The sequence below is a fragment of the Psychrobacter lutiphocae DSM 21542 genome (assembly GCF_000382145.1).
GTDB classification, from domain to species: Bacteria; Pseudomonadota; Gammaproteobacteria; order Pseudomonadales; family Moraxellaceae; genus Psychrobacter; species Psychrobacter lutiphocae.
The window spans coordinates 1-13,205 of the sequence record NZ_KB907675.1 but is presented as its reverse complement, the minus strand read 5'-3'; the positions used below and the strand labels follow the sequence as shown (position 1 = coordinate 13,205).

The 13,205-nt window shown below is 36.1% G+C and carries 12 protein-coding genes; 3 read left to right on the top strand and 9 right to left on the bottom strand.

Going from position 1 to position 13,205, the window contains the following annotated elements:
• Positions 1-663: 663 nt before the first annotated feature.
• From H140_RS0113080 to H140_RS0113055, 6 genes are all read right to left on the bottom strand, one after another.
• Entirely contained in the window at positions 664-1,566 is a 903-nt protein-coding gene (locus H140_RS0113080; protein ID WP_019674101.1) for a TIR domain-containing protein, read from the bottom strand.
• A 9-nt stretch (positions 1,567-1,575) separates the two neighbouring features.
• Positions 1,576-2,343 carry an E2 domain-containing protein gene (locus H140_RS0113075; RefSeq protein ID WP_019674100.1) on the bottom strand — a complete coding sequence of 256 codons (768 nt, stop codon included), beginning with the start codon at positions 2,341-2,343 and terminating at the stop codon, positions 1,576-1,578.
• Positions 2,327-3,961 carry a transcriptional regulator gene (locus H140_RS14750; protein WP_156819198.1) on the bottom strand — a complete coding sequence of 545 codons (1,635 nt, stop codon included), beginning with the start codon at positions 3,959-3,961 and terminating at the stop codon, positions 2,327-2,329. Before H140_RS14750 ends, H140_RS0113075 begins: the two co-directional genes overlap by 17 nt.
• A gap of 591 nt (positions 3,962-4,552) precedes the next feature.
• The gene (locus H140_RS0113065) at positions 4,553-6,010 is read right to left on the bottom strand and encodes a DNA double-strand break repair nuclease NurA (protein ID WP_019674098.1); all 1,458 of its coding nucleotides are present in this window, start codon (positions 6,008-6,010) and stop codon (positions 4,553-4,555) included.
• Between the two features lies 1 nt (position 6,011).
• Complete coding sequence (locus H140_RS0113060; protein ID WP_019674097.1) at positions 6,012-8,057, bottom strand: ATP-binding protein; 2,046 nt, start codon at positions 8,055-8,057, stop codon at positions 6,012-6,014.
• A gap of 20 nt (positions 8,058-8,077) precedes the next feature.
• Positions 8,078-9,055, bottom strand: a complete 978-nt coding sequence (locus H140_RS0113055; RefSeq protein ID WP_019674096.1) for a DNA-methyltransferase — start codon at positions 9,053-9,055, stop codon at positions 8,078-8,080.
• A 128-nt stretch (positions 9,056-9,183) separates the two neighbouring features.
• On the opposite strand from H140_RS0113055, the gene H140_RS0113050 reads away from it, so the two are divergent.
• Positions 9,184-9,942: an IS5 family transposase gene (locus H140_RS0113050; protein ID WP_019674095.1), complete on the top strand. Its 759-nt coding sequence runs from the start codon at positions 9,184-9,186 to the stop codon at positions 9,940-9,942.
• Between the two features lie 144 nt (positions 9,943-10,086).
• Here H140_RS0113050 and H140_RS0113045 read toward each other — a convergent pair whose 3' ends face one another.
• Positions 10,087-10,296, bottom strand: a complete 210-nt coding sequence (locus H140_RS0113045; protein WP_019674094.1) for a helix-turn-helix domain-containing protein — start codon at positions 10,294-10,296, stop codon at positions 10,087-10,089.
• A gap of 83 nt (positions 10,297-10,379) precedes the next feature.
• On the opposite strand from H140_RS0113045, the gene H140_RS0113040 reads away from it, so the two are divergent.
• Positions 10,380-11,273: a hypothetical protein gene (locus H140_RS0113040; protein ID WP_019674093.1), complete on the top strand. Its 894-nt coding sequence runs from the start codon at positions 10,380-10,382 to the stop codon at positions 11,271-11,273.
• Positions 11,274-11,644: 371 nt separating this feature from the next.
• Positions 11,645-12,499, top strand: a complete 855-nt coding sequence (locus tag H140_RS0113030) for a hypothetical protein (protein ID WP_019674091.1) — start codon at positions 11,645-11,647, stop codon at positions 12,497-12,499.
• Here the strand turns inward: H140_RS0113030 and H140_RS0113025 are convergent.
• Positions 12,483-12,755, bottom strand: coding sequence for an antitoxin VbhA family protein (locus H140_RS0113025; protein WP_167320799.1), 273 nt, complete (start codon positions 12,753-12,755; stop codon positions 12,483-12,485). The two genes, H140_RS0113030 and H140_RS0113025, sit on opposite strands and share 17 nt — an antisense overlap.
• Before the next feature lie 187 nt (positions 12,756-12,942).
• Positions 12,943-13,205, bottom strand: a 263-nt coding sequence (locus tag H140_RS0113020; RefSeq protein ID WP_019674089.1) for a transposase, incomplete at its 5' end; no start/stop codon positions are given.

The window sequence follows — 13,205 nt, the reverse complement described above, 5'->3', positions numbered from 1 at the left end:
CGCTACACCCTTGTAAGCTATTTGCCATCAAGGGTTCGTTAAGCATTTGGTAGCTGACTTTATCATTGTGAATAAAACGCCATAATGCTTGTGTTTGAGCGAAACTACTTTGATTATTAATGGTAGCTTTCATACCTGTGTGTAGATAACCATTTAGGTGTGTGTGATTACGTACGAGTTGTTGATATCGTTTAATGAGCCTCGTATCTAGCTCCATTTTCTCTATGCCATACTAATTTATTCTAACAGGTTTATGAGCTGTTACCAATTGTGTAGATACCTATGCTTTGGAAAAGGAAGGGAGTCAAATCCCTCATGAGTCACCGCCTACATTCTAAGTTGAGATTGGCGTATGGCGTATACTTTATTACTCAGTATGATAGTTTATTACTCGCTGACATTAAGTGTCAGCGAGTAATAAACTATCATACTGAGATTAAGCTAAACCCTTTATTTTATTACCTCACAATTTGAGTAAAAAATAATAAAGTATCATACTGAGTTCTATTTAACACAGCTGCTTGTTACATTTTGGGGTAATAAAGTTTCATACTCTATGAACTTGAATACTTCTTTATAAATTATTTTATAGTCGTAATTAATCGATTGATGCAAAACAAATTTGTTATTGACAGTTGCTTAAATAAATAACTCAAAACAAGCCTACCGAGCCCCTTTCTCTTCAATAATTTTCACAAGTTGTATTGCTAAATTTTTTGTATCGAGTTGTTCACCGTTATCTTTGTATGTTAATGGCGTTAATCCTTGTAAATCACTAGCAAGCTTAGATTCATGACCCCGTGGAAAAGCTATTAAAGTACGTTCTCTACCCAAAGAGCCCATAAATAGCCCCAATTCAAATATAACATTGTCACGAGGTGCAGCTAATTCTACCTCTCTTGATACAACAATATCATCAGCACTCATAATAGCCAAACCAAAATCATGGGTTTTAATTGCCCTCTCCAAAGACTCTAATGCATAAGAACCAGCCTGAAACGTATCTGGTTGACTCCAAAGAGTCACGTCTATGTCTTCATAATCTAGATTAAGCCTTATATCTTCGGCTACTGATAAAGCCTCGGCGGTACTGACGATAAACAAGCGAGGTTTTGGATTACATTCTTTTATTAAATCGTTTCTCTGCTCCAGCCTATCAGCCAAATCAATTGATATGAACTTGTAAGCTTCTGGGTGAGCTTCTATTAATTCAATAAACGAATCAACATCGACTTTAACAGCAACTGCTTCTTGGGTAGCAATTAATGTTGCCGACCTAGCTCTTGAAGGGTTTATTGCTGCCATTTCACCAATACTAATACCTGGTCCCCGAGAATATAATTCTGAGCCATTAATAATCATATTGGCTTGACCTGCAATTATGAAATAAACATCTTGATCATGCTCCCCTTGGGTGATGATGCTATCACCAGCATCAAAGCCCACAATCTGACCTTTTTGTGCGATAGCAGCTGCAAAATCCTTGTTCCCATTAACCAATTTTTGCTTTAATAGCTCATTTATGACAGCTTGCTCTTTACCTTTAAATTTTGATAATAGCGACATAACAACTCCCTATATATTATTATTTAGTTTGCACTCGTTCATGGTCATACAGCACTTCTCGTCCTTAAAATACTCCCAAAACTTATCTTCCTCCAAAATTCTCTTTTTTTCATTAAAAGGAATTTGGTAGAGGGTTTTCGAACATTGATTTTTACAGTTACCAACCGTTTTATGTCTACGTTTTCCACTACCATCCTTGATACAAATACATGAGGCTCTCTTATTTAGTATCTTATCTTCAGTACCTGTCGCAATAAGCTTCGAATCATAGTACAGATGATAATGCGGTTTGTATGGATAGCATTTGGCAGGACTGACTTCTCTAAGCTCAATTTTTTTAAAGTCGATGCTGATATCATTGTTCCTCAGCTTGAGTAAGTCCTGCTCTACAAGCTCTTGATAATATGCTGCATGACCATGGCTCCACTCTTTAACCTGCTTTGGCCATTTTCTATGCTTACTTACGTACTCCTGAGCTCTTAAATAGTCTTTAAGATAAGAAACCCAATCATGTATCGGTAAGCTATCTACTTCAAACCCCAAGCAAAAGTCACCACCCATGTTTATATGTCTGTTAGGACAAAAATTCGGCAAACAACCACCACTTTCCTTTATTGACAATCCAGAACCAGATTGAGAGGCGGTTAGCTCGAAGGCCTTTCTTTTACCACTAGACATCGGCACATTCAATTCAAAACACAGAGTAGATTCATTGTCTTTTTTGGAAGCTATACCAGTAGCCTTAAGGTACTGCTCAAGATCACTTAAACTGGGCATGGGGCTTTAATGCAGGTCGGGTTGGTGTAAACTCATCATTTGATGGAGCAGATTTTGAAGAATAAATATGGTCGTATATTGAGCTTTCGTTTATAGCTTCATCATCTACCGTACTATCAACCTCTTCAATACGCTCAAAGGTTATGTCTGTAGCTGACCTATCAGAAAATAAATCTGCATATTTAGATCCTCCTAAAACCTTAAAAGCCATTTTACCGATACGTGTCTCTGTTTCTTGTTCACACTGCATTTGTTCTGTTTCGGAAGCTATAGTAGATATCCCCAATGAAAAACGCGTACTATTATCTAAACCTTCTTGACCAACTCTAAGATTAGATACATCGCCCAATTCATAACCAATAGCTAAACCTAAGCCATCGGTTTGTATACCAAATATTTCATGAAGCTTTTCTAACGATAAATTAAAACTACTTCTTATACCACCCGAAGCTTCGGTGCTAACCTCAACTGTCTTCAATCTATCTGTATCCTTAGTATTACCTTCACAGATAATGGCATGCATACAGTCACCAATAAATCGTACTCTTCTACCCTTAAAATCACGATTTATACAATCATCCATTTCCGATCTAATGACATGTAGACAGCGTACAATATTTTTTTTACCTTCTTCTGAGTTCATATTTATACTCACATAATTTGTAAACCCATCAATATCAGCATATAAAGAAACCAACTCTTGTCTTTTAGCAGTTTTATAGTAGTACTTAGTAAAATCAAAATCATTCAAAGGTGATGCTGCTCGTGAAAACTGGAAGTCCTTTAATAGCTTGGGTTTAGGTGCATTCTCATTAACAGCCTCTAGACATAAATCATTAGGCAAGATTGTTCTATCAACGGATAGCTTGATTTCATCAGAAGTTAACTTTGTTATCTTAGTTTTGTCAGCAGCCACTTTGGATAGTTCAAGAACATCCCTTGCATTAGAAGTAAGGTAAATCCCTTTTTTATCACCTGCTGCATGCTTTGCAGCATGATTGGCAGGATTACCCAAAAACAAAGGCTCTTTGTTTTTAGCTCGACCATTATTAACAGCTAAAGCAACACCAGAATCAATACCTATCCGTATAGTCGCTGCATTTATATAGTCGTCATTACTATCTTTCTTGTTCTGATCGACAGCATTCATAATTAAATCGCTAATGGCAATTGCTCTATCTAGGCGCTCTTTCTCACTATCGTAAGGCTTTGTGACTACTGCATGAAGTCTCTGGTTATGGAAATCTACAAACAAAGATTCCGACTCATCTAATATATATCTGATAGTTCTAAAGTGTGAATCAAAAAATCTAATAGCTCTTTTGTGTGAAGTTTCGTTTTCATTGCCATTCTCATTAACTAGCAAATCATCAAGATTTAAAATATCGACATAGATGTGAACTGCATCCATTTCATAAGCTTTGTTCACAGGAATATTACTTAAACTAATTGTACGAGTATATTTAGCTATTTCGAGTTCTTTAACTTGGTCACATAGTTTATCTATATGGTTTTCAGCCCGATCAACATCCCAACTGTAATGCATCTTTTTACCCTTAATATTTAACAATAGTCTTAAATTATAAATGGGGGCTTTTAAGGCTCTTTCAATAATCAAGAATAAATAGATAGCTTAACCTTTTTATCACTACCCAACGTAAAGTAGCTACTTTCTTTTGAGGGTCGCTAAACTCATAAACTTTCAAGTAACTTATCCCCGTCTATACCTAAAGCCACAATGTATTAGATCTCACAATATAAAAGTCTGATATCATGACATGGATATTATCTCTAATAGCGGTGTGCTTTACTTCTATGTTCTTTGCAATCTAAAGAATCTCATCAAATTTAAGAGGAAATTTGATTTAAAATATCTATAATTTAAGGACTCCACTCAATAAATAGAAAGGGGCTGAAGTAGATAAGCAGTATACTAGACTACTTTTATGAAGCTAGAAACCTGTTTATCAGACTAATATGTTTTATCGAATTTAGTTATTGATACTTAATAAGTAGAATAAGCATAGATTAGTAATAACAATTTCGACCACCCTTATTTATGATAAATTAAACTATTCAGGGTATAGTTCATTTCAGGTAAGGTCGAGACAAGGTAGCCGAGTGGAAGCGATACTGGTATAAGTTAAGTGAGGTTAACGATGTATTGAATTTATATTGGTCTGACAATAGTGACAAACCTATTACTAAATCATGTAAATTTACTCGACGCAAACTTATCAATTAATATCTGACTTGGATGGTTTGCAAGAGAAACCAGCTTATTAGCTAAAGCAATTGGTACTATAGAATCATCGTACATATCACACCTTAATAGTGCGATGTTTTTCAAGATGACATCGATATTTTTAAAGTTACTTTTGGACGGGTTAACTATATCCTCCTTATCATTAGTTGGTATCGATACCACGATGATTTGACCGTCATTAGAATGGAATACAACCTTACCGCTATAGTAGGAGGTACTCCCATATAGCATTCTTTTGGCATCACCGATTGTAATGTATGTATAGATATACTCATTACTAGGAATCAGATAGTGGTTTTTCTCAAGATAGCCCCTGCTCGTTGTCGTATTTGACGCATTCGTATCTTTATTTGAACCTTCGCCACTTATATCTTTAGGGGTAAAGTTGTCAGGTACGCTTTTCACACATATTTTGCGTGCATGATCTACAAATGCACCACTCTTTTCAATACCTACTAAGTGAAGGTTATAGTTATCAATTAAGAAGTTACACAAGTTTCTTGCAGGCTTATGCATATTAGCGGTCTGACCTGAAAAGCTTAAAGGCCCGTCAGCGATGAATAAAAATTTATTAAGTAATGCTCGTTTTAATTGGTAAATATCCTTAATAAAATGAATGATGATGATCTGCTCGACTAGCCTAGTAACATAGCCTAAAACACCAGATGCACCCAATTCATCATCTATAACTTCATGAAATCTGAACACGTCTGTTAGATAGATATCGCCATCTTCATGACTAAAGGTATAGTTATCAGATATTTCACTTAAAACCAAATCTATACTACCCATCTTTTGTTTATTATTTGGATTACGACCTAGAGTATAAAATTCTAACTGACACTCAGAACTTTTTCTACTACCGTCATTTTTGGGTTTATATGTTTCGAATAGGAACCATTTTAGCGTTTCCATTAAGCATATACCCTCGAAGTCCATAAAGAACTCGTATAATGTCCTCCTAAAAGCGTTGGTTAGAGAGGATTCATTTTGATAGTTTATATTTTTTATAGGTAGTACAAGTTTAAAGCGATTTAGCTTTTGCAACTTTTGCATATCTTCTGGAAATATAAAAGGTTTTACCGCTAAGTTAGTCAAGTCTTTCTTATCAAAGAGTAAAGCGCCGAATTGAAAAAAAGCCAATTCCGAGGAAGGGAAGTTCTTATTAACTTCAATGACTGTATATCCGCCATCGACAGCTAAGATATGTTCTACAGGGTTGTCAACGTCTTCTACCTCATACACAAGCTTTAGTATCTCACCTTTATCCTTTTCTTGTATATCCTTTGGGTAGGAGCATTTATCAAGATAATTCTTAACAAAATCATCATTAATGATATGTGTATGATTTACCTTTGAGGCCCATTCATCAGGCTTTCTGCCTCTGCTAGTAGTACCCATATTAATCGCCCTTTCTGTTAGCTAAAAATCTATCAACCTGTACAGGAACAACAAAAGGATTGGTGTATGTTTTCATACGCACAAATCCTTTATCATTATTCGAGCTAAACCTTAATAGAGAGTCCGTGAAATCAGAAAAGTCATAATATTTTTTGAGTTCTTTCATTTCATCATCGTTATTTAGATGCGCAATAAACCAGTTTTGTGTATTTTTTAAAATATTGGCACTAATTGAGCTTACTTCTTGGGTTGCGTAAGTCATACCAATATTTAACTTCGCACCTTCCTTAGCTAACCTGTTATACACATCCGTTAAATCTTTTTCATCCTTCTTTGGGAAAAGGTTATGCGCTTCTTCAAAATAAAACTGAATGAAGTTATTATTTTTATTCTTAACAAAATTAGACATTGAATCATTAAACACCGAACGACATATTCTTTCTGAAAATAGCTTTTGCACGACTGGAGAACCTTGCGATAGGTCAACTATCACAATCTCGCCTTTTCTTAACAGTTCAGGTATTTCAAGTTCGAAAGATTTGTCAGACTTTGTGGTATGTAGTTGGAGTAAGTCTTCATTGCGTAACTTTTTATAGCCACTGACCGAGTTTTTTTCATCAGGAGCCTTAAAGGTTGATAGAAATATCATCATTGATTTTAGGTCATCGTCTGCCCACTCATAACCCTTTTTCTTCTCATATGTATTGAAAAATGGGTTTTGCTTATAAAGTTTCCAAGTTTTTGTAAACCAAGTTGAGGCTTGATCTAAAGTAAGTCCTTTGGTTGGGTCTAAACCGTCTAATCCTTCACCATCCTCATTTTCAAAATTATTAATATCTACATTACCTGCAAAATATACTTTTTTACTATTTGGAGGCGTGAATCCTGCTTTATATAGGCAACATAGATAAGCCGCCTTTATTCTATTGTATCTCTTCCATTCTGAACCATGTTTATTATCTGACTTAGGTTCTTCTAAGCTAACAGCTGTAAAATTGTTAATATAATCACCTGAGACTCTATTAGCCTCGAAATAATTTTTGATGAGCTCAAAGCCAGTTTTTATATCCTCGTAAAAATTTACTTTCATTACTTTAAAACCATCTTTCTCAAGAACACTATATCTAGTAACTTTATCCTCAAACAATTCAAATATTGCAGTACCGTCATCTTGCAAGTTAGCATTAGCATACTCGCCGTTAACGTCGAATATGATTTGACCAACTGGAAAAGAGGGTTTGCCTTCTTCAAAAGGCTCTTGGGATTGAGTTGAGTCTTGCAATTTACAAGGTGCTTTGCTTGATATCTCTTCGGTGGCTTCTATTATTTTTTTGACTGTATTGGACTTACCCGTACGGGTCATACCGAATAAAGCTGTACGCTTGCCTATAAAGTCCTTAGGGCTGATGAATACATCGACATTATTTTCAAGGTTTTGAAACCTCCGACTAGAACTAAATCTTACTGAACCAATTTTTGATTCATTTTCACCGCCAGCAATATTTTTCCCTTCTCGTTGATTTACTATATTGAAAAGTACGTCTTCAGATGCTTTATATACCTTATAGTTATTTGCAGAATAAAAGTTTTCTAAATCTGCTCCAAACTCTATAACGTCTCCATCCTTGTCATTCTTCGTCTTATAATAAGTACCTAATACTCTACATTCTAGCCCTGAAAAGCTAAACTCATACCTTGTGAAGTCATCCAATTTACTCTTGGTGTCAGAGCCTGCCCTGCCTTGTATAGGCCTTCCTTCTTTATAGTACTCAATCATTGTGCTCACAATATCGTTATCAGAAGGTAGCTTTGAAGGTCTTAAAGCTCTTAATAAGATAGCCTCTTCAATGCCGTCTTCACCTTCATAAAACGCTAATAAAAATGAACCTTGTGGTATACCATTCACTCGATGTTTCCAAGCGTCAGCAATTAATATTTGAGCTTTATCATAGTCAAGGTAAAAGGGTCGTCCGACAAATAAGTTTTCCTTTTTACCATCTTCAAAAATATTACCACTTGCGAGTTCATGTATTTTTTCACTAAGCATTTTATATCCTTTAGATATATTTAATTCTTCGTTAGATTTACGTTTAATTCAGGGTCTTCAAACCTAATCATAGAGTTTTTAGCATATTCGGGGTCTATTTCAGTCGCAATCCAGCGTCTGTTAAGCATCTCAGCAACATAACCAGTTGTATTACTTCCAGCAAAAGGATCTAAAATCAAATCGTCCTCCTCTGTTAAAAACTGCGTAAAAAAGCTTATAAGTCCAGCTTGCATTCGTGCAGGGTGCAATTTGATGCCTCTTTCCCTACACTGGCGCAAGAAAAAATCATTTGAACTGGTATTTGAGAAGCTTAAAACACTATGGGGCAATCTAACCTCACGATTTTCATCAATAGGTTCAAGCTCAAATAAGTTGTGAGATATGCTTCCGCCGTTGTCTTTTAAGAACCCTGATTTACTTATATCATGTTCCGATGGTCTACTTCCTGAATTATAGCTTTGTCGTTTCAGTAGACTCTTCATACTTTTACTATACGGTCTTAGCACTTTCGAATTATCCGCCTTTGGATAGTCTGACTTGGCTAACCACCAAACATGAGTATAACTATCAACTGCTCTTAGTCTATTCACTGTCACCCATTGAGCTGGAGAAGGTAATTTAGATGGATTATAAGCAATAAACTCTTGAATAAGTCTCAGATTAGCTTCTGGATGGTTAACTAAGCCCATTAAGCACTCAAGATGTAATAAAGATTGAATAGGTCTGCCGTCTTCCCATGCATTGCCTATTTCAATAACTAGTGAGCCATCCTCAGCTAGTAGTTCATCAAATATTGGTGCTAAACTTGTGAACCATTCTTTGTATTCCTTACCTTTTAAATTACCGTATTTCTTCTTAGCATTCAATGGGAAAGGAGGTGATGTGATAATTAGCTGAAATTTTCCCTTATAATATTTTTTTAAGTATTTTTGGGCTATTTCGACTGAGTCGCCAACTAGCATCTTACCAAGATTAGTTTTATATAGTAGATTTCGCATTATTTCCTTCGAGATATTTCAGCGTAGTTGATATTAAAAGTTAGGGCGTGTATAGAATTGGAGTTGAAAAAAGATAAGCAACACCTCAAGTTCACGTTTACCACAACAAAGAACCCGAGATATTGCTTATGGCTCGCACCATGCTCAAAGACAAGCAGTGGCACAAGCTACGTACTATATTGCGTCAAATTAATGTCTATGACAAGCCCAATTTAAGACTGACCATAGAAGCGATGTTATACCGAATACGAGTTGGCTGTCCGTGGCGTGATATACCTGACTATTTTGGCAAATGGTACGTCATCTATCAACAGTATCGGTATTGGCGTATTACGGGTAAGTGGCAAAAGCTGATGTCATTAATCACGCAAGACTACGATGGTGAATGGCTATTTATTGATGGTAGTGTTGTTAAAGCACATCAACATAGTTGTGGAGCGGCAAGCCACCAAGATGAAGCTATTGGTAAGAGCGTTGCTGGCAATAGCAGTAAAATTCATTTAGTGGTTGACGCTTGTGGCAACCCTGTTCGTGTTGAAGTCACTGGTGGTCAAGTACATGACTCGCAAATAGCAAATACTTTAATCAAACAGACGATTAAGGAAAGTACTGAGGCGGTTGCTGCTGACAAAGGCTATGACAGCCAAGACATTAGAGTATGTATTATGGAAAACAATGCTAAGGTCGTCATACCTATTAAATCCAATTCAAAGAGCAATAATGATGATATGGATTGGTACTTATATGGCTGCCGTCATTTAGTCGAAAATGCGTTTGCCAGATTAAAGCACTTTAGAGGGATAGCTACTCGTTATGATAAGCTTAAATCAAGCTATGAGGCTGCTATTATTCTCGCTTGTACTTATATCTGGTTACCGCTTATTTGAATTCTATACACACCCTAGTATTGTAACAAATAATATGAACCACTGAACATCCCATAAACTTAGTAACTATAATTAATAATTTTAGACAAGCTAGCCGTATGAATATCCTATAATTTAAGCTAAAGAGTTCGTTTTTTATACAGCTTATACAAGATCCCTAGCCTCAACCTCTAACGCATCACAAATCTGATATAGCTTCAGCAAAGAAATATTATACTCGCCACGCTCAATTTCACTCATATAGCTTCTATCAATTCCTGCTAATTCTGCTAGTTTTTCTTGCGATAAACCCTTTGATTTTCTCACCTCACGGAGCCTCTTACCAAAGGTTAAAACTCTCTTATCTGCTGACATAATGACTACCAATAACAAAAGTAGCATTATTCGCAGTCGTGCGATACAATATCCACGGAGTATACTCCGAATTTTGGAAAGCCATGCAAATTCAAATCGTGTATAAAGACGACCTACCAGATGAGATTAGACAACTTTGTGAAAAATACTGGTTACGTAAACTACGGGAAGATTCAAAATTTGTTCATAACGCCACAGACATAATGTCACAAAGTGGCTTGGGGTTTTATGAATTTAAAGAGCTCATTCAAGATAGCTGTCATATCGTTGTAGAAGATTTCCACTGTGTAGATTGTGATGCTAACTGCGTAGTTTATGATAGAAAAGCGTTCAAACGTCTTAATCGTGAAAGTTGGCAGTGTTCAGACTGTTATAACAAACAAGCACTAAAAAGATGCGAAGAACGCATAGCACGCTCTCAAGAAGGCAAGCGGATAAGGAAAGAGAATATACGACTTGTAACACCCATTCTAAAAGCAAAGATAGCAGAACAACTAAACTCAATACCTAAAGTTGATGAGCTAGACATCATAGATAAAATCTTACTCGTTGCTACTGCGAAGGAATTTATCGAAGAAAATTTTAGACCTACACATCATTTCACTACTTATACGGACAGCGCTTTCGAACCCGATTTTACGTCCACAAATTACTTAGACATTCAGGTACTTGAGCATCTTCTAGATGCGAACGTCCTATTGTTCAATTTTGATAGAAATCTTAAAAGTATGAGGCTGGGTGAGGAAGGTCAATTATTCTTAAATAACGCCTATGCTGGCTTTGATTTTGCTTATGACAAGCAAACCATTAAGCAGATTGAGGCGGATGTTGAACAACGAAGATGCACCATTAAAGATATCAATAACCCTAAATTTGAAGAATGGGTTAAGGGTGTACAAATTGCAAGATGTGTTGCCAGTCTTAAGCATGGCTTACCTAACTCTGGTATCGGCTATATACATTGGAGACAACGTTAAAGACTTATTTAGGAGTGCGCTTGATACTTACAGTGTTAATAAGATGAGCGATCTTATTCCAGTGGCTATTAAGCAAGTCATTCATTTTGAACATCATAAGACGCTAACTGCGTTCGAATCAGAGAGTGAAATATGCGAGGTCATAGCTTACGTTTTGAAACTGTGTAGAACAGGGAGATTTGGGAATTACCCTATACCAGAAGTTCACCCTGAAACCGCTATAGAGAAAATGCTTTCAAGGTATCTATTTGTCAGACTTAATATGTATGACTACACCTATTCACAAATTGCTGAAAAAATTAGAAAAAGAACTAAGAAAAATCCTCCTAAGCTCCGTATTCTTTAAATACCACTAGAAAAGGAATTCATTTATGAAATTTAACAAGTCTACGCTGTCATTACTGTCGGTAATAACACTGTCTTTAAGCACTATAGGTTGCAGTGATAACACTTCTATTGATACCAATGATGATGACATACAAGTTATTGATGAAAGTGCTGAAGTAATGAATGGTCAAGAGGTTAACGAGGCTGATTCAGTCGAAGCTTCAGAGATGAGTAATTCAGGATTTGACCCCTCTTTATATCAAGATGTCAATAAAGAAGCAGACTCTAATTACTTAATCTATTTAGCCTTAGCCCAGCATCCTGAAGAGATGTTTGATGAGAAGCGACTAAATGTAGCGTATCCAGAGTATCTTAATGAACAAGACCCTCAAAAGAAGGACGCAATGGCAGAACAGCTTAAGCCTCAACTACACGCTGAAATGGCAAAGTATGAACAGCCTTACCGAGTTAAAATAAATTTAATTCCTGGTCATAAACGTTATGATTATGAGCAAGAGCAGGCTAAAAAGGGGCTCATGGGAGAAAATATTGTTTTGGACGGTAGAATACTAGGTAGATATGACTTTGAAACAAAAAGCTTTCCTATTTCAGTCAACGTAGCTGGTAGTGATGATAACCCATGCTGGTTCCCTTTTTGGGCAGCAGATTTCGCTGTACAAAAACATGATATAAATATTGTTCCTAACGAGGCTTGTTCTTTAGAGGTTCAAGATATCGCTGTGGCTGAAGATATTTCTAAACGTAACGTGAGTGCTAAAGGTATTGGCTATTACCGTTTTGAGGATAGAATCGCTTACCCTGAACGTGTTGATTTAACTTTTTTTGATCTTGATACAGGTGAGGACTTAGCAACTAAGACGTTTACTTGGAGTTATTGAGTTGTGAGGACTTAGTGTCCTTATCTTGAGTCTTTGGTTTCAGTGGGCTTTTACCTTCAGCAAGTTTCTGAAATCCTTCTATAGTCTCCTCCAAAGTCTGATAGCCTAGTATAAAACGTTCAGCCCATTGTTCAGCATGTTTATTTGGAACGAAACCAGACAAACTGACATTGCCTTTTGCTCTTTCCCAAGATTTTCTACGTCTTGCTTGTTCTTCGGGTGATATTCTCATAATCAAAGCCTTATTTGTTTGCATTAATGAGGTCGTTAAGTTTGTAGTAACTTTGAACCAATCTCAACTTAATAGCCGAAATTGTATCGATAGTAAGTCATTAATTAACATTTTTGAGTTCAACCAATTTTAAAGGATTAACCGTATGAAAAATAGTTATATTGTAAATACTATTCTTGCCTCAATGCTAATACCAATTCCATAAATAAACCTATAAACCAATCCAATCACGAGAAGTTATAGACTGAATGAGCTCGGGCTTGGAACAAAGTCTATTCCAAGCCTTGCAAGCAGCATTAACAATAGCCTCATAACCATCAAAACACCTATTGGATAACCAATGTTGTTTCAAATACGACCACACCTGTTCAGATGGATTTAACTCAGGTGAATAAGGGGGTAATTTAAGCATCGTCACATTATGTAGGTTTAAACTTGGTTGATGCCATAGAGCACCATCCATAACAACCACAG

Coding starts and splice junctions, on each gene's coding strand:
- H140_RS0113080 (WP_019674101.1), bottom strand. CDS start 1,566: ATGTCGCTATTATCAAAATTTAAAGGTAAAGAGCAAGCTGTCATAAAT.
- H140_RS0113075 (WP_019674100.1), bottom strand. CDS start 2,343: ATGCCCAGTTTAAGTGATCTTGAGCAGTACCTTAAGGCTACTGGTATA.
- H140_RS0113065 (WP_019674098.1), bottom strand. CDS start 6,010: ATGGGTACTACTAGCAGAGGCAGAAAGCCTGATGAATGGGCCTCAAAG.
- H140_RS0113060 (WP_019674097.1), bottom strand. CDS start 8,057: ATGCTTAGTGAAAAAATACATGAACTCGCAAGTGGTAATATTTTTGAA.
- H140_RS0113055 (WP_019674096.1), bottom strand. CDS start 9,055: ATGCGAAATCTACTATATAAAACTAATCTTGGTAAGATGCTAGTTGGC.
- H140_RS0113050 (WP_019674095.1), top strand. CDS start 9,184: ATGGCTCGCACCATGCTCAAAGACAAGCAGTGGCACAAGCTACGTACT.
- H140_RS0113045 (WP_019674094.1), bottom strand. CDS start 10,296: ATGTCAGCAGATAAGAGAGTTTTAACCTTTGGTAAGAGGCTCCGTGAG.
- H140_RS0113040 (WP_019674093.1), top strand. CDS start 10,380: ATGCAAATTCAAATCGTGTATAAAGACGACCTACCAGATGAGATTAGA.
- H140_RS0113030 (WP_019674091.1), top strand. CDS start 11,645: ATGAAATTTAACAAGTCTACGCTGTCATTACTGTCGGTAATAACACTG.
- H140_RS0113025 (WP_167320799.1), bottom strand. CDS start 12,755: ATGCAAACAAATAAGGCTTTGATTATGAGAATATCACCCGAAGAACAA.